Here is a 16474-nt window from a genome sequence, read left to right as displayed (position 1 = left end):
CTTGTTTAGTTTTCAAAGAACTTCGTTGCCGCTCTCAAGGCGACCACTTAAATATAACATTTATTAGACAAGCGGTCAACACTTTTTTCAAAAAAGTTTTTTTCATCTTTTTCATTCGCGACCAAAAAAGATTATAACACATAATCTATCGGAAGAAAAGATAAAAAAAGCGCAGCCACAAGGCTGCACTTTCATTTACGATTCATCTTCTTCTGTCTCATGTTCTTCATCTTTTTCGACCAAGGCTACGGTAGATACATGCTCCTGATCAGCTAACCGAATGAGGCGGACACCCTGCGTAACACGGCCGGTAACGGAAATGTCATTAATGTCCATCCGAATGATCACGCCGCTGGCGGTGATGATCATTAAATCTTCCTCTCCTCTTGTCGCTTTCACCGTAACAAGAGGTCCGTTATTTTCCGTGATCTTGCACGTCTTTAAGCCTTTTCCTCCACGGCTCTGTGTTCTGTATTCTGAAGCAGGCGTCCGTTTTCCGTATCCGTTTTCGGTTACGATCAAGACATCGGCATCCTCTTCAAGAATCTCCATGCCGACAACGATATCGTCGTCTGTGAGCGTGATTCCTTTAACACCGGCAGCGGTTCTTCCCATCTGCCGCACATCGCTTTCAGGAAAGCGGATCAAAAGACCGTTTCTCGTTCCGATGATGATCTGTTTATTGCCGTCAGTCAGGCGGACAGCCATCAGTTCATCTTCATCGCGAAGGCTTAAGGCGATTAAACCGTTATTGCGAATATTGGCGAATTGAGAAAGCGGCGTCCGTTTTGAGATGCCGTGTTTTGTCGTAAAGAACAAATATGACTCATCAAACTCGCTCACCGGAATGATCGCATTGATCCATTCCCCTTTATCGACTTCCAGAAGGTTGATGATCGGAATTCCCTTCGCCGTCCGTCCGAATTCAGGAATTTCATAACCCTTCGCACGGTAGACTTTCCCTTTGTTTGAGAAAAAGAGCAGCGTATCATGGGTCGATGTGGAAATCAGATGTTCAACAAAATCGTCTTCATTTGTTCCCATTCCCTGAATTCCTTTTCCGCCGCGTTTTTGGCTTCGGTAAGTGGAAGAAGGCAGGCGTTTGATATAGCCGTTATGGGTTAACGTGACGACGATGTTTTCTCTCGTAATCAGGTCTTCGTCTTCAATCGTCTCAAGACCGGATGTGACGATCTCCGTCCGGCGCTCATCGTTAAATCGCTCTTTAATTTCTGTCAGCTCTTCCCGGATGATTTCAAGAACTTTTTCTTCGTCTGCTAAAATCGCTTTTAATTCGGCGATCAGCTTGATTAATTCTTGATACTCCTCTTCAATTTTTTCGCGCTCCAATCCTGTTAAACGCTGAAGACGCATGTCCAAAATAGCTTGGGCTTGTTTTTCAGTTAATGAGAATGTCTCGATTAACCCGTTTTTCGCAATTTCGGCCGTTTGCGAGTTTCTGATTAAGGAAATAACTTCATCAAGGTGGTCAAGAGCCACTCTCAAGCCTTCGAGAATATGGGCTCTCGCTTCCGCTTTGCGAAGTTCGTATGCCGTCCGCCTTTTGATCACGACTTTTTGGTGATCGAGATAATGACCGAGACACTGCTTTAAGCTTAATACTTTCGGCTGTCCGTCGACGAGTGCCAAAAGATTGATGCCAAATGATGTTTGAAGAGCCGTCTGCTTGTACAAATTATTTAACAGAACATTTGCATTTGCGTCCCTTCTCAGCTCGATGACGATCCGCATTCCGTTCCGGTCTGATTCATCGCGAAGGTCTGTAATGCCCTCGATTTTCTTATCGCGGACAAGATCGGCGATTTTTTCGATCAGCTTCGCTTTATTCACCTGATAAGGGATTTCCGTAATAATAATGGACTGTTTGCCTGAGGATGCTTCTTCGATTTGGGCTTTAGCGCGAATCGTAATCGAGCCGCGGCCTGTTTCGTAGGCTTTGCGGATTCCGCTTCTTCCCAAAATCAATCCGGCTGTCGGAAAATCTGGCCCCGGAATGATTTCCATTAATTCCGCAAGCGTAATATCAGGATTTTTGCTGAGTGCCAAAACCCCGTCAATTATTTCGCCGAGCTGATGAGGCGGGATATTTGTCGCCATCCCGACTGCGATCCCGGCTGCACCGTTGACCAAAAGGTTTGGAAATCTGGCAGGCATGACAATCGGTTCTCTTTCCGATCCGTCATAGTTGTCTTGGTAGTCGATCGTGTCTTTATTAATATCGCGCAGAATTTCCATGGATATTTTCGACATTCTCGCTTCTGTATAACGCATGGCCGCAGCCGAATCACCGTCGACAGAACCGAAGTTCCCATGGCCTTGGACAAGCATGTAGCGATAGTTGAAGTCCTGCGCCATTCTGACCATCGCTTCGTACACGGCAGAATCACCATGGGGGTGGTACTTACCGATAACTTCGCCGACGATCCGCGCAGATTTTTTGTATGGCTTGTCGCTTGTCATCCCAAGGTCGTTCATCGCGTACAAAATTCTTCTATGCACCGGCTTAAGCCCGTCTCTTACATCCGGAAGAGCGCGGGAAACAATAACACTCATCGCATAGTCTAAGAAAGACGTGCGCATTTCCTGACTGATATTGACTTCCTGGACTTGGGGCTTTTGTTGTTCACTCATTAAAAAACCTCCCTGGAGAATCTACATGAGTTGTGTGGGAGTAGATTTGTATTTATACTCTTTCAACGAATAAAGCTATTCTCCATTATATCAATAATCTTGAATTTATACACATGAAATTGTAAAGGCTCTATTTTAGAAAAGACCTTATTTCAAAAATAAGGTCTTACCTGCATTAAATATCCAAGTTCTTTACATAACGAGCATTTTCTTCAATGAAGTTCCGCCGCGGCTCCACCTTGTCACCCATGAGCATTTCAAAGGTTTCATCGGCGTCGATCGCGTCTTTGAGCGTCACTTGAAGCAATGTTCTCGTTTCAGGGTCCATCGTCGTTTCCCAGAGCTGCGTCGCATTCATCTCTCCCAGACCTTTATAGCGCTGCAGGCCGGGCTTAGGGGTTTGCGGAAGCTCTTTTAAAATCTCATCGAGCTGCTGATCATTATACGCATATTCCACGCGTTTTCCCTGCTGTATTTTGTATAATGGCGGCTGTGCTATATAGACATAGCCTTTTTCGATAATCTGCCGCATGTAGCGGTAGAAAAAGGTCAAAAGCAATGTTCTGATATGTGCGCCGTCGACGTCGGCATCCGTCATAATGACGACTTTATGATAGCGGGCTTTTTCGAGGTTGAAATCTTCCCCGATCCCGGTGCCGAGCGCGGTGATCATAGAGCGTACCTCATTGTTTGACAAAATTTTGTCAAGGCGCGCTTTTTCAACGTTTAAAATTTTTCCCCGCAAAGGCAAAATCGCCTGGAAATGACGGTCCCGGCCTTGTTTCGCCGATCCGCCCGCAGAGTCACCCTCAACGATGTAAAGCTCGGAAATCGACGGGTCTTTAGATGAACAGTCGGCCAATTTCCCCGGAAGATTAGACACTTCAAGCGCACTTTTCCTGCGCGTTAATTCGCGCGCTTTCTTTGCGGCCATCCGTGCTCTTGCAGCCATAACGCCTTTTTCCACGATTTTTTTCGCTGAATCGGGGTTTTCGAGCAGGAATTTTTCCAATGCTTCTGAAAACAAGGCATCTGTTATGGTGCGGGCTTCCGAATTGCCGAGCTTCGTTTTCGTCTGACCTTCAAACTGAGGATCCGGATGCTTGATTGAAATGATCGCTGTCAAACCTTCCCGGACGTCTTCACCGCTTAAATTTGGATCGTTGTCTTTGAATATGCCGTTCTTTCTGGCGTAATCGTTGATAACACGCGTCAAGCCCGTTTTAAACCCGGCTTCGTGCGTTCCGCCCTCATACGTATGAATGTTATTGGCAAATGAATAAATGTTGCTCGTATAGCTGTCGTTGTATTGAAGTGCCACTTCGATCGTAATCCCGTCTTTCGAACCTTCGATGTAGACGGGCTCCTCATGGATCACTTCCCTTGAGCGGTTTAAGTGTTCGACATAGCTTTTAATTCCGCCTTCATAGCAGTATTCATTCTTGCGCTCTTGTCCTTCGCGTTTGTCTTCAATCGTGATTTTGACGCCTTTTGTCAAAAACGCCAGTTCGCGGACGCGGGTGGCGAGAGTATCGTAGTCATACACAGTCGTTTCTGTGAATATTTCAGGATCTGGAGCGAAATGGGTCGTCGTTCCCGTTCTGTCCGTCTCGCCGATGATTTTCAAATCGGCTTTTGGAACGCCGCGCTCGTATTCCTGGTAATGAATTTTCCCGTCTCTGTAAACCGTTACATCCAGCTCCGTTGAAAGGGCGTTGACAACGGAAGCTCCAACGCCGTGCAATCCGCCCGAAACTTTATACCCGCTTCCGTCAAACTTACCGCCGGCATGCAGTACCGTCATGATGACCTCGACGGCAGGCCTTCCCATTTTTTCCTGGATGCCGACCGGAATCCCCCGGCCGTTGTCTTTTACCGTGATGCTGTTGTCTTTTTCGATGACAACGTTGATCTCTGTACAATAGCCAGCCAAAGCCTCATCGATGCTGTTATCGACAATTTCCCATACGAGATGGTGAAGCCCTTTGCCGCTCGTCGACCCGATGTACATTCCGGGCCGCTTGCGGACGGCTTCTAAGCCCTCCAGCACCTGTATCTGATTTTCATCGTAGTTATTATTATTCTGTTCCGCTGCCACGCACATTCACCTACACTTTTCTTCAAACATAATAAATTTATAGTTAAGATTCTTTATGAATCGATTTCCGGCTTGGATTGAGCCCGCTTTTTCAGCGTGCTTGAGGCTAAAGGAGAAAAATAGATCGTCTGAACTGTGACAACAATTGATTTCGGCGTGCTGTTTGAAGAGATAATCCGCTTGCTTTGTTTTGTTAAAAACTCTTCAACGATCGGCGATGTCTTTGCCTTGTAATCAAAAATAGCCACAATTTCTCGTGTTGAGACGACAAAGTCGTCACCTAAATGGATATACAATCCCTCACCCCATTTTTTCAGTCCAATAGCGCGCCATTTGCAACACGAAAGATTCCTGCTTCGTTTAAGGTTTGATGATCAATCCCGTCGACGCTTGTCGTTGTCACGAAAGTTTGAACACGCCCTTGAATGGTGTGGAGCAAGTGAGACTGCCGATAGTCGTCAAGCTCTGATAATACATCATCCAAAAGCAAAATCGGGTATTCCCCAATTTCTTCCTGAATCAAATCAATTTCCGCCAATTTAAGAGATAATGCAGTCGTCCGCTGCTGCCCTTGTGAACCGTAGGTTTGGACATCCCGGCCGTTGACGTAGAACAGAACATCGTCTCTGTGAGGGCCGGACAAAGAAACGCCCCGTTCAATTTCTTTATCTCTTAATTTAGAAAACGATTCTTGGTAACTATTGATCATTTTCGACAAATCAGGCGAATCTGATACGTGAAGAGACGTATGATACTTTAACGTCAGTTCTTCCAGACCTCGCGAAATTCCGGAATGGATGGGCTGAGCCCATTTTTCGAGCTGATCAACAAATTGAAGCCGCTTCATCACAACCTTTGCCGCGAATTCCGTAAGCTGTTCCGTCAGCACGTCAAGCATCGTCTGATCTGTCTGTTTTCTCGTTTGTAGCTGCTTCAAGAAATGGTTGCGCTGTGAAAGGATTTTTTGGTAATGAGAAAGGTCATGAAGATAGACGGGTGACACTTGGCCGATTTCCATGTCAAGAAATCTTCTCCTGACCTGCGGGCTACCTTTTACAAGATTCAAATCTTCAGGAGCAAACATGATCGTGTTAACGGCGCCTACATATTGGCTCAGTTTCTGCTGTTCAATATGATTGACCTTTCCTTTTTTGCCTTTTTTGGAAATGACGAGCTGGATTGGAACAGGACCGTTTTTTTTAATGACCCTGCCTTCTATTTTAGCATAGTCTTGATCCCACCGTATGAGTTCTTTGTCATTAGAGGTCCGGTGAGATTTTGCCATCGCAAGCACGTAGATCGCTTCAATCAAATTTGTCTTGCCTTGTGCGTTCTCTCCGATAATCACGTTCACTTTGTTTTCAAATTCGAGCTCAACGCGCTCATAGTTGCGGTAAGATGATAATGTAAGATTTTGGATATACAATCAATATCACCTGCTTCAGCCGACGACCTGGAATGAACCGAACCCTTCAATCGTCACGGTATCACCGACATACAGCTTGCGCCCGCGGCGGTTATCCGGTTCACCATTTACGAGTACCTCGTGCTCTGATAAAAACCATTTTGCCATTCCGCCCGACTGAATGACGTCAGCCAATTTTAAAAACTGGCCGAGGGTAATCATGTTTGTATCAATCGTCACCGTCTTTGTCATTTTATCGACCTCTTTCAATATCACTAATATCTAATTGTACTAAAAAACAGGGAAAGAAGGAAAGGGGTAAGTTACAGCGCTATGGGAGAGAGCGTCTTTTCCGTCAGCAAAATGAGAAAAGCCGCCGGACTCACCCGGCAGCTTTCTTCAGTTTCAGATTAATACGTCCGGACAGGAAGAATTAATTGAACGATCGAATCATCATTCGGGGTGCGGATCAGAAAAGGTCTCATTGCGCCTGTAAAGCTGACATGAATGTCCTCTCCTTCAAGAACTTTAAGAGCATCCAGCATATATTTCGGACTAAAGGATATCTTTAAGTCTTCCCCTTCGATTTGTTCGGCATTCACCGTTTCGACAACCTTCCCGATTTCAGGAGAATTGGAAGAAATTTCGATGGACTCATCAGCGGATGCGGACAGCTTCACCACATTGTTCCGTCCTTCTCTCGCCAGCAATGACGCCCTGTCGATTGCCTGAAGAAATTCTTTTGTATTGACGATCAGATTCGTTTTGCTTTCCTGAGGAATCAGACGATTGGTGTCAGGATAATTGCCGTCTAAGAGCCTTGAGAAGAACAGAACGTTCTTCGTCTTAAACAATACCTGCGTTTCAGTGATAACGATATCGACGAGCTCCTGATGATCGTCGAGAATCTTGCTCAGCTCGGTCAAGCTTTTTCCCGGAATCACGACGTTATATGAGCTGTCCTCGCTAATATCGAGCTTCGCTTTGCGCAGCGCCAGACGGTGGCTATCCGTAGCAGTGCATATTAATTCACCGCCGGTCACGTTCCAGTTTACACCTGTCAAGATTGGGCGTGTTTCTGAGGTGGACACTGCAAAAACGGTTTGGCGAATCAGATTTTTCAACAGATCTGTCGGGATCTGAAACGCATGATGCTCTTCAATTTGCGGCAAAAGCGGATACTCGCTTGCATCCAATCCGTTAAGGTTAAATTCGGCTTTTCCTGAACGGATAATCGTCAAATACTGATTTTGAACCTCGATTTCGACGGTTGACATCGGCAGTTTTTTAACGATCTCGCTGAAAAAACGCGCTTGAAGAACGATGCTTCCGGGCCTTTCAATCGTTACGATTTCCAAATCACCGTCTTCTTTCGGGATAAACGATTCAATCGAAATATCGGAATCGCTGCCTGTTAAAGACACTCCATCATCAGAAGCGACGATTTTAATACCAGTTAAGATCGGGATCGTTGTTCTTGAAGAAACGGCCTTCAACACATCCTGGACACTTTCGACTAAACGGTCTTTTTGAATTGTAAACTTCATAATCATCCTCCTTGCGGGAATCTATATTTATTATGTTTTATAAAAATAGCAGAAGTAATAGTAGGGGCTGTGGATTTGTGGATAAGTGCTGAGAACGAAAGGAAACACAGCCTATCCACATGTGGACAGACTGTGTAAGACCATGTTTAAGTTATTCACACTTTCCCATTACCTGAGCTGCTCTTTGATTTCTTTGATCTGCTGCTGGAGCTGTTCATCGTCACTCAGCAGCTTCGATATTTTTTCATGGGCATGGATGACCGTCGTATGGTCGCGCCCTCCAAATTCTTCGCCGATTTTCGGCAGGGATGAATCGGTCATTTCCCTTGATAGGTACATGGCGATCTGCCGCGGAAAGGCCACTGATTTCGTCCGTTTTTTCGCTTTGAAATCCTCAAGCTTAATATTGAACTGCTGGCCGACGACTCTCTGAATGTCTTTGATCGTAATAATTTTCGGTTTAGAAGAAGGGATGATATCCTTCAAAGCTTCCGCAGCCAAATCGGCGTTGATGTCTTTATTGATTAAAGAAGAATATGCGACGACGCGAATTAAAGCGCCCTCCAGTTCTCTGATGTTGCTGTCGATCTGATTGGCGATATACAGCATCACTTCATTCGGAATATCGAGACCTTCTGCCTTTGCTTTCTTTCTTAAAATCGCGATCCTTGTTTCCAGATCGGGAGGCGTGATATCCGTAATCAGTCCCCATTCAAAGCGGGAGCGCAGGCGGTCCTCTAGCGTCGGAATTTCCTTAGGCGGCCGGTCGCTCGAAATGACGATCTGCTTCGATTCTTCGTGCAGGGTATTAAACGTATGGAAAAATTCCTCCTGCGTTTGTTCTTTTCCCGCTAAAAATTGAATATCATCTATCAAAAGAACGTCGACATTTCGATAACGATTGCGAAAATCGACAGCTTTATTGTCGCGGATCGAGTTAATGAACTCATTTGTGAATTTTTCTGAAGACGAATACACCACTTTTGCAGACGGATTATGGTCGATGACATAGTGTCCGATCGCATGCATTAAGTGCGTTTTTCCAAGTCCGACTCCCCCGTAGATAAACAGCGGGTTGTATGCTTTCGCAGGCGCTTCCGCCACGGCCAGCGATGCGGCATGGGCGAATCGGTTTCCGGAGCCTATAACGAAAGTGTCGAATGTATATTTGGGATTCAGCATATTTTGCGGAAAATCGGCCGGTTCGTCTTCTTTCGACATTTTTTTGATAGGAGATTTCGGCATGAATTCTTCTTCATTTTGATTTTGAGGAATGACAAATTTAATGCTGAGTTCTTCCCCGGTGAGATCGTAAATCGTATCCGCGATTAAGTGAAGGTATCTTGATTCAAGCCAGTCGCGTGCAAACTCGTTCGGAGCAGTGATGATCAGCGTATCGCCCTGCAATGAATGAGCCTTTGTCGACTTCATCCATGTTTCAAAGCTGGGCTTGCTCAATTTTTTTTCGATCTGCCCGAGGGCTTGATTCCAAAGATCCGAAATATTTTTCATAATTGGGGTTCGTCCCTCCTTTACAAGGCAATATGTACCTGTTATAGAACACAAAAAAAGAGCAAATGGATGGATCCATTCGTTGATTAAATGTTGAAAACATATAATATAGTAGAAAAACGTCTTTTCGACATCTTTCACAGGTTGTGGACAAATTTCTGCACACCCTGTTAAAAAACTTTCCACAAGTTATCCACAATTTGTGGATAATGAAATAACAGCCGATTTGTTATCAAGAGTTAAAACACAAATATAATATCAGAATAAGTGAGACGTTGCAATGGTTGAAAGGAACTTATCCACACGTTATACAAACTGTTGAAGATTTTTTGTCCACAGCGGTTAGTTTTGTGAAAATGTTGTCGATAATGATTGTGGATAGAGAAAATGAAGTCGAAAGATATCCACATTGATTATTTTTCGATTAAAGAACGCAAATTTCCCGCTTCCAAAAAAATCTTTTAAGCTAAAATTGAGGAAAAATGAAAATAGACTTTCGGAGTCGATTTATCTGTGTTATCCTATTATGGTGCAAAAAAGAAATGCATAAGCGAAGTTGACAATGAACAGCTTATCCAAATATAATAAATTAGACTGTCTTTAACAGCTATTCCTCGAGGGAGGTGTCATACATGAAAAGAACATATCAACCAAATAACCGCAAACGCAGTAAAGTTCATGGCTTTCGCAGCCGTATGAGTTCTAAAAATGGACGTCTTGTATTAGCACGTCGCCGCCGTAAAGGAAGAAAAGTATTATCAGCTTAGGCCACTGAATAATGTCAGTGGTCTTTTTTACATAGAGGAATGACCAGGCCCTTTTTGCCAGCTTGTTATCGGAGTGAAGGAAGAAATGAAAAAGCGAAATCGATTAAAAAAAAATGAAGATTTTCAAAAAGTATTTAAAAAAGGGAAATCGATGGCAAACCGGCAGTATGTTTTATATGTGCTTCATCAGCCTGATGCGAAAGAGTTTCGGGTCGGACTGTCGGTCAGCAAGAAAATCGGGAATGCCGTCGTCCGCAACCGGGTAAAACGGCTGATTCGCCAGGTCATCCTAGAAGAGCGTGATCAATTAAAACAGGAAAACGACTATATTATCATTGCAAGAAAACCAGCGGCTGATCTGACATATGAAGAAACGAAAAAAAGCTTGCAGCACCTTTTCAGAAAGTCATTTGTTTACCGAAAAAAAACGAATAAGCCGTCTTGACCCGGAACATGCGTCTTTCGGCCGCACATTTTAAGCGCTTCCTTTTCATGCAGAAAAGTCTCGCCCATTCCCGGGAGAAAGATGATAAAATACGAGAAAGTATGTATTTTTTTGAAGAGCATAACCGCATAAAAAACGGTTGAAGAATGAAGATTTAGGAGGAAATGTTGTTGAAGAGGCGAATTTTATTATTACTCAGCATGGTCGGCGTTCTCGCGCTTTTAGCCGGATGTACGCAGATAAACCAGCCGATCACTGCAGAAAGTGAAGGATTTTGGAACACTTATATCGTTTATCCTTTGTCACAGCTGATTACGTATGTTGCAAAAATGACGAACAATAACTTCGGGCTTGCGATTATCATCGTTACCATCCTGATCAGACTGTTGATTTTACCGCTTATGATCAAGCAGATGAAAAGTACAAAGGCGATGCAGGCCATTCAGCCTGAAATGCAGAAGCTTCGTGAGAAATACAGTTCAAAGGATCAGAAAACTCAGCAAAAACTTCAGCAGGAAACGATGGCTCTCATGCAGAAGCACGGGGTTAACCCGCTTGCCGGATGTTTCCCGATTATCATTCAAATGCCGATTTTAATCGGATTTTATCATGCGATTATGAGAACGCGCGAGATCGCAGAGCACAGCTTTTTGTGGTTTGATCTGGGAGAGCGCGATCCATACTTTATTCTGCCGATTCTTGCGGGTGTGTTCACTTTCATCCAGCAGAAGCTGATGATGGCCGGAAACGCGCAGCAAAATCCGCAGATGGCCATGATGCTTTGGTTGATGCCGATTATGATCGTGATATTTGCCATCAATTTCCCGGCGGCTCTTTCTCTGTACTGGGTAGTCGGTAACTTGTTCATGATTGCCCAAACGTTCCTGATCAAAGGTCCTGATATGAGGACGGCGAAGCAGGAAGCCGCAGCTGAAGGAAAAAAATCCGGAGGTAAGAAAAAGTGAAGGAACTGACTGCTACTGGACGAACCGTCGATGAAGCAGTGCAATCCGGGCTTAAACAGCTGGAACTTCAAGCAGATGATGTTGAAATTGCCGTTATAGAGGAAGGAAAAAAAGGATTCCTCGGCATATTCGGTCATCAGCCTGCAGTTGTAAACATTCGAGAAAAAATCGACCCTGTTAAAGAAGCGAAGCAATATTTGGAAAACGTAATTTTGAACATGGGCATCCAAGCGGAAGTGACGGCTGAAGAGGAGCCGAAAAAGGTGATGTTCCAATTAAAAGGCGACAAAACGGCGCTTTTAATCGGAAAAAGGGGACAAACGTTAAACGCCCTTGAAACCTTGACACAGCTCGTCCTTAACCGCCATTCAGACCGCTATATCCAAGCGGTGGTTGATGCCGAAGGCTACCGCGCCAAGCGGAAGGATACACTGAGACAGCTCGCTTTAAAGCTGGCCGAACAGGCGAGCAGGCAGAAAAAAGATATTCATCTTGAACCGATGCCTTCAAGCGAGCGAAAAGTGATTCATGACACGCTTTCAGGCTACTCGGATGAAATTGAAACATACTCTACGGGCGAAGACCATAACCGGCATCTCGTCATCTCATATAAAAAACAATAGTAGAAAAACCGAAGTTCAACCAAAATGAACTTCGGTTTTTTGTGCACGCTAAATGCGGAAAAGTCATTTTTTCGCCGGACAAATCGGTTTAAGCCCGGCCTCTTTCGGTGAAAGCTGTTGATAAAAAACAAATTTAATTGTTATTCACATGTGGATAAGTTAAAGTAAATAATGACGGTTTTTCGAGTTGTGGATAACGGTTCAATTCGCTTCCACTACAATTGAAACTATGTTATCTTTAAATTTTGATTACAATAAAATTTTTTATCGATTTATGATGTTTGGAAGATGCCCCGGCAAATGGGGATAATAGATAAAGGAATGAAAAAGAGAGGTGAACGCCATGGATACGATCGCTGCCATTTCAACGCCGATGGGAGAAGGAGCGATTGCCATTGTACGCATGAGCGGCCCTGAGGCGCTTTCGATCGCCGATAAAGTGTATAAAGGGCCTCGCGGTAAACGCTTGAGCACTGTTGATTCACATACGATAAATTACGGGCATATCGTTGATCCGGAAACGGAAAAGGTCGTTGAGGAAGTCATGGTCTCTGTGTTAAGAGCGCCGAAAACGTTCACGAGGGAAGACATTGTGGAGATCAACTGCCACGGCGGAATTGTCACGGTTAATCAAGTGCTTCAGCTCGTTTTAAGAGAAGGCGCGAGACTTGCCGAGCCGGGCGAGTTTACGAAAAGGGCTTTTTTAAACGGCAGAATCGACCTTTCCCAGGCCGAAGCGGTCATGGATCTCATCAGGGCGAAAACGGACCGTGCGATGAATGTCGCCATGAATCAGATGGAAGGAAGGCTGTCCTCTCTGATCAAACGGTTGCGGGCGGAGCTGCTTGAGACATTGGCGCATATCGAAGTAAATATTGATTACCCGGAATACGATGACGTCGAAGAGATGACACATAAGCTTCTGATTGAAAAGGCATCAAAAGTCAAAGAAGAAATCGAAGTGCTCCTTAGAACGTCAGAACAAGGTAAAATATTAAGGGAAGGCATCTCAACCGTTATTATCGGAAGGCCGAACGTTGGGAAATCTTCGCTATTGAACAGCCTCGTTCATGAGACGAAGGCGATCGTGACCGACATTCCGGGAACGACGCGCGACGTCATCGAAGAATATGTGAATGTAAGAGGCGTACCGTTGCGCCTTGTCGATACAGCGGGGATCCGCGAGACGGAAGATATCGTTGAGCGAATCGGTGTCGAGCGCTCAAGGCAGGTATTAAAAGAAGCGGATTTAATTCTGCTTGTCCTCAATTACAGTGAGGAGCTTTCAGAAGAAGACATCAAGCTGTTCGACGCGACAAAAGGCATGGATCTGATCGTGATCGTCAATAAGACCGACCTCGGGCAGAAGCTTGATCTCGGCCGCGTTCAGGAATTGGCTGACGGACGTCCTGTCGTCACGACTTCCCTTTTAAGGGAGGAAGGGATCAACGAGCTTGAGGACGCCATCCAGTCGCTGTTTTTCACGGGAGCGATCGAAAGCGGCGATCTTACGTATGTCAGCAATACAAGGCACATCTCGCTGCTTCATGAGGCCAAGCGCGCCATCTCGGATGCTCTTGAGGGAATCGAAAACGATGTGCCGATTGATATGGTGCAAATCGATTTAACAAAATGCTGGGAAGTTCTTGGGGAGATCATTGGAGACGCCGTGCACGAAAGCTTGATCGACCAGCTCTTTTCACAATTTTGCTTAGGAAAATAAAGGAGGAACGAAACATATGGGCTATGAAGCTGGCCAATATGACGTCATCGTCGTCGGAGCCGGTCACGCCGGTGTTGAAGCGGCTTTGGCATCAGCAAGACAAGGCGCAAAAACGCTTGTCTTAACCATCAACCTTGACATGGTTGCTTTTATGCCTTGTAATCCGTCTGTCGGCGGCCCTGCTAAAGGGATCGTCGTCCGCGAAATTGATGCGCTCGGCGGAGAAATGGCTAAAAATATTGATAAAACCCACATTCAAATGCGGCTTTTAAATACGGGGAAAGGTCCTGCCGTACGGGCGCTGCGCGCGCAAGCCGATAAATTTCAATATCAGCATGAAATGAAAAAAACGCTTGAAAATGAACCGAATTTGAATTTGCTGCAAGGAATGGTCGAACGCCTTTTAATAGAGGACGGCGAATGCCGCGGCGTGGTCACTCAAACCGGGGCGATATACCGTTCAAAAACGGTCGTCCTGACAACGGGTACGTTTTTGAGAGGAAAAATCATCCTTGGAGATTTGTCTTATTCAAGCGGACCGAACAACCAGCAGCCTTCGATCAAGCTTTCTGAACATCTCGAAGAGCTCGGCTTTGACCTCGTCCGCTTTAAGACGGGCACACCGCCGCGGGTGAACAGCCATTCGATCGATTACAGCAAAACGGAAATCCAGCCTGGCGATGACGTGCCGCGGGCCTTTTCGTATGAGACGGTGGAATATATTACAGACCAGCTTCCGTGCTGGCTGACGTATACAAGCCCGGAAACGCATGAAATCATTGACAACAATCTGCACCGTTCACCGATGTACTCCGGCATGATCAAAGGAACGGGGCCGCGATATTGTCCGTCCATCGAAGACAAGGTCGTCCGCTTTAATGATAAGCCGAGACATCAGATTTTTCTTGAGCCTGAAGGCCGCAATACGCAGGAAGTATACGTTCAGGGGCTGTCGACAAGCCTTCCGGAAGACGTACAGAGAAAAATGCTCGCAACGATTCCGGGGCTTGAAAACGTGGAAATGATGCGCGCCGGATATGCGATTGAATATGATGCGATCGTACCGACACAGCTTTGGCCGACGCTTGAAACGAAAAAAATACCGGGTCTGTTTACAGCCGGTCAAATCAACGGAACATCAGGCTACGAAGAAGCGGCCGGGCAGGGTATCATGGCCGGAATTAATGCCGGACGCAAGGCGCTTGGCAAGGAAGAAGTCATCCTCAGCCGCTCAGACGCATACATCGGAGTTTTGATTGACGACCTCGTTACAAAAGGAACAAACGAACCATACCGTCTCCTGACGTCCAGGGCGGAATACCGTCTGCTTCTGCGCCATGACAACGCGGACCTGCGCCTGACGGAAATCGGATATAAGGTCGGCTTGATTTCTGAGGAGCGCTATCAAAAATTTCTTCAGAAAAAAGCGGCTATCGAAGCAGAGAAAAAACGCCTGCATTCTGTTATCATCAAACCGACCGGCGAAAATCAGGAATACATCCGTTCATTGGGCGGAAGCGAGCTGAAAGACGGCATCCGGGCGACTGATTTAATGAAGCGGCCTGAAATGAATTACAAAACCGTCACGGCGCTTGCACCTGCAGAGGAAGATGTCGCCGCAGACGTTGCTGAACAGGTCGAAATCCAAATCAAGTATGAAGGATATATCGAAAAATCCCTGCAGCAGGTCGAAAAGCTTAAGAAAATGGAAAACAAAAAGATTCCGGACAGAATCGATTATGACGCCATTAAAGGGATCGCGACAGAAGCGCGCCAAAAACTGAAAGAGGTCAGACCGCTGTCCGTCGCGCAGGCCTCACGGATTTCCGGGGTGAATCCTGCCGATATTTCCATTCTGCTTGTTTACCTTGAACAGGGCCGGATCGCCAAGGTCGCGGAATAGAAAGGATGACGGTATGAACATAGAACAGTTTACGTCCAACCTGGAGGAGAAAGGCATTTCCCTTTCTCCTTATCAGCTGGAGCAATTTGAAACGTATTATGAATGGCTTGTTGAATGGAATGAAAAGATTAACCTGACCTCGATTACAGAAAAAAAAGAGGTGTATTTGAAGCACTTTTACGATTCCATTACAGCTTCTTTTTATGTTGATTTCAACAAGACGGACAGTCTGTGTGACGTTGGGGCCGGCGCCGGATTTCCAAGCCTGCCGATTAAAATCTGTTTTCCCCACCTTCACGTAACAATCGTCGATTCATTAAATAAAAGAATTAACTTTTTAAATCAGCTTTCCAATGCATTAAAATTAGAAAATACGTCTTTTTACCATGATCGCGCCGAAACGTTCGGGAGATTGAAAGATAAGCGGGAAAGCTTTGATGTCGTTACGGCCCGTGCGGTTGCCCGCCTTTCTGTTTTGAGCGAACTGTGCCTTCCGCTGGTAAAGAAAAACGGTTTCTTCGTTGCCTTAAAGGCGGCTTCGGCTGAGGAAGAAATCGAAGCGGGAAAAAAAGCAATTAAAGTCCTTGGAGGAGCAATTGAAACCGTGCATTCTTTTCAGCTGCCGATCGAAGAAAGCGAAAGAAACATCATTATCATCAAAAAACAATCGCAGACGCCGAAAAAATTCCCAAGAAAACCTGGAACACCAAACAAATCTCCGATTGAAGGGTAAATGATTCGTTCGCTTTCGTCAAAATTGATGGTGTCACAGAAGGAAAATTCATGAGAAAATAGAATTATAAAAATGGCAGTGTTCAAAGGTGGTGTAGGTAC

Annotated in this window: 14 protein-coding genes; 7 read left to right on the top strand and 7 right to left on the bottom strand. The window is 45.3% G+C overall.

What is annotated here, in order from left to right:
• Positions 1-195 precede the first annotated feature (195 nt).
• From gyrA to dnaA, 7 genes are all read right to left on the bottom strand, one after another.
• Complete coding sequence (gyrA, locus tag V7126_RS01590) at positions 196-2652, bottom strand: DNA gyrase subunit A (protein ID WP_175077330.1); 2457 nt, start codon at positions 2650-2652, stop codon at positions 196-198.
• A gap of 175 nt (positions 2653-2827) precedes the next feature.
• Entirely contained in the window at positions 2828-4756 is a 1929-nt protein-coding gene (gene gyrB / locus V7126_RS01585) for a DNA topoisomerase (ATP-hydrolyzing) subunit B (protein WP_175077329.1), read from the bottom strand.
• 47 nt (positions 4757-4803) lie between these two features.
• Positions 4804-5046 carry an extracellular matrix regulator RemB gene (gene remB / locus V7126_RS01580; protein ID WP_046129447.1) on the bottom strand — a complete coding sequence of 81 codons (243 nt, stop codon included), beginning with the start codon at positions 5044-5046 and terminating at the stop codon, positions 4804-4806.
• A gap of 17 nt (positions 5047-5063) precedes the next feature.
• On the bottom strand, positions 5064-6176 hold the full coding sequence (gene recF / locus V7126_RS01575; RefSeq protein WP_175077328.1) for a DNA replication/repair protein RecF: 1113 nt from the start codon (positions 6174-6176) through the stop codon (positions 5064-5066).
• 15 nt (positions 6177-6191) lie between these two features.
• Entirely contained in the window at positions 6192-6407 is a 216-nt protein-coding gene (gene yaaA / locus V7126_RS01570; RefSeq protein WP_046129445.1) for a S4 domain-containing protein YaaA, read from the bottom strand.
• Positions 6408-6565: 158 nt separating this feature from the next.
• Positions 6566-7702: a DNA polymerase III subunit beta gene (dnaN, locus tag V7126_RS01565; RefSeq protein ID WP_046129444.1), complete on the bottom strand. Its 1137-nt coding sequence runs from the start codon at positions 7700-7702 to the stop codon at positions 6566-6568.
• 168 nt (positions 7703-7870) lie between these two features.
• On the bottom strand, positions 7871-9214 hold the full coding sequence (gene dnaA, locus V7126_RS01560; RefSeq protein WP_046129443.1) for a chromosomal replication initiator protein DnaA: 1344 nt from the start codon (positions 9212-9214) through the stop codon (positions 7871-7873).
• A 632-nt stretch (positions 9215-9846) separates the two neighbouring features.
• On the opposite strand from dnaA, the gene rpmH reads away from it, so the two are divergent.
• The 7 genes from rpmH to rsmG all read left to right on the top strand — a co-directional run bounded on the left by rpmH (position 9847) and on the right by rsmG (position 16373).
• Entirely contained in the window at positions 9847-9981 is a 135-nt protein-coding gene (rpmH, locus tag V7126_RS01555) for a 50S ribosomal protein L34 (protein WP_082094032.1), read from the top strand.
• 85 nt (positions 9982-10066) lie between these two features.
• Positions 10067-10426, top strand: coding sequence for a ribonuclease P protein component (rnpA, locus tag V7126_RS01550; RefSeq protein ID WP_046129442.1), 360 nt, complete (start codon positions 10067-10069; stop codon positions 10424-10426).
• Positions 10427-10590: 164 nt separating this feature from the next.
• Positions 10591-11391 (top strand): YidC family membrane integrase SpoIIIJ, encoded by an 801-nt coding sequence (gene spoIIIJ, locus V7126_RS01545; RefSeq protein WP_175077327.1) that lies wholly within the window; start codon positions 10591-10593, stop codon positions 11389-11391.
• Complete coding sequence (gene jag, locus V7126_RS01540; RefSeq protein ID WP_175077326.1) at positions 11388-12014, top strand: RNA-binding cell elongation regulator Jag/EloR; 627 nt, start codon at positions 11388-11390, stop codon at positions 12012-12014. The genes spoIIIJ and jag overlap by 4 nt, the downstream gene beginning before the upstream one ends.
• 343 nt (positions 12015-12357) lie before the next feature.
• On the top strand, positions 12358-13737 hold the full coding sequence (mnmE, locus tag V7126_RS01535; RefSeq protein ID WP_046129440.1) for a tRNA uridine-5-carboxymethylaminomethyl(34) synthesis GTPase MnmE: 1380 nt from the start codon (positions 12358-12360) through the stop codon (positions 13735-13737).
• A gap of 16 nt (positions 13738-13753) precedes the next feature.
• A complete protein-coding gene (mnmG, locus tag V7126_RS01530; protein WP_046129439.1) occupies positions 13754-15640 on the top strand; it encodes a tRNA uridine-5-carboxymethylaminomethyl(34) synthesis enzyme MnmG in 1887 nt (628 codons plus the stop codon).
• Positions 15641-15653: 13 nt separating this feature from the next.
• Positions 15654-16373, top strand: coding sequence for a 16S rRNA (guanine(527)-N(7))-methyltransferase RsmG (gene rsmG / locus V7126_RS01525; RefSeq protein WP_335496152.1), 720 nt, complete (start codon positions 15654-15656; stop codon positions 16371-16373).
• The last annotated feature ends 101 nt before the right edge of the window (positions 16374-16474 follow it).

Origin of the sequence: Bacillus sp. JJ675, from assembly GCF_036963165.1 — a bacterium.
Classification (GTDB): Bacteria; Bacillota; Bacilli; order Bacillales; family Bacillaceae; genus Bacillus; species Bacillus glycinifermentans.
The sequence above is the reverse complement of the archived record's forward strand: the minus strand, read 5'-3'. Positions and strand labels throughout refer to the sequence as shown.

Coding starts and splice junctions, on each gene's coding strand:
- gyrA (WP_175077330.1), bottom strand. CDS start 2,652: ATGAGTGAACAACAAAAGCCCCAAGTCCAGGAAGTCAATATCAGTCAG.
- gyrB (WP_175077329.1), bottom strand. CDS start 4,756: ATGTGCGTGGCAGCGGAACAGAATAATAATAACTACGATGAAAATCAG.
- yaaA (WP_046129445.1), bottom strand. CDS start 6,407: ATGACAAAGACGGTGACGATTGATACAAACATGATTACCCTCGGCCAG.
- dnaN (WP_046129444.1), bottom strand. CDS start 7,702: ATGAAGTTTACAATTCAAAAAGACCGTTTAGTCGAAAGTGTCCAGGAT.
- dnaA (WP_046129443.1), bottom strand. CDS start 9,214: ATGAAAAATATTTCGGATCTTTGGAATCAAGCCCTCGGGCAGATCGAA.
- rpmH (WP_082094032.1), top strand. CDS start 9,847: ATGAAAAGAACATATCAACCAAATAACCGCAAACGCAGTAAAGTTCAT.
- rnpA (WP_046129442.1), top strand. CDS start 10,067: ATGAAAAAGCGAAATCGATTAAAAAAAAATGAAGATTTTCAAAAAGTA.
- spoIIIJ (WP_175077327.1), top strand. CDS start 10,591: ATGTTGTTGAAGAGGCGAATTTTATTATTACTCAGCATGGTCGGCGTT.
- mnmE (WP_046129440.1), top strand. CDS start 12,358: ATGGATACGATCGCTGCCATTTCAACGCCGATGGGAGAAGGAGCGATT.
- mnmG (WP_046129439.1), top strand. CDS start 13,754: ATGGGCTATGAAGCTGGCCAATATGACGTCATCGTCGTCGGAGCCGGT.
- rsmG (WP_335496152.1), top strand. CDS start 15,654: ATGAACATAGAACAGTTTACGTCCAACCTGGAGGAGAAAGGCATTTCC.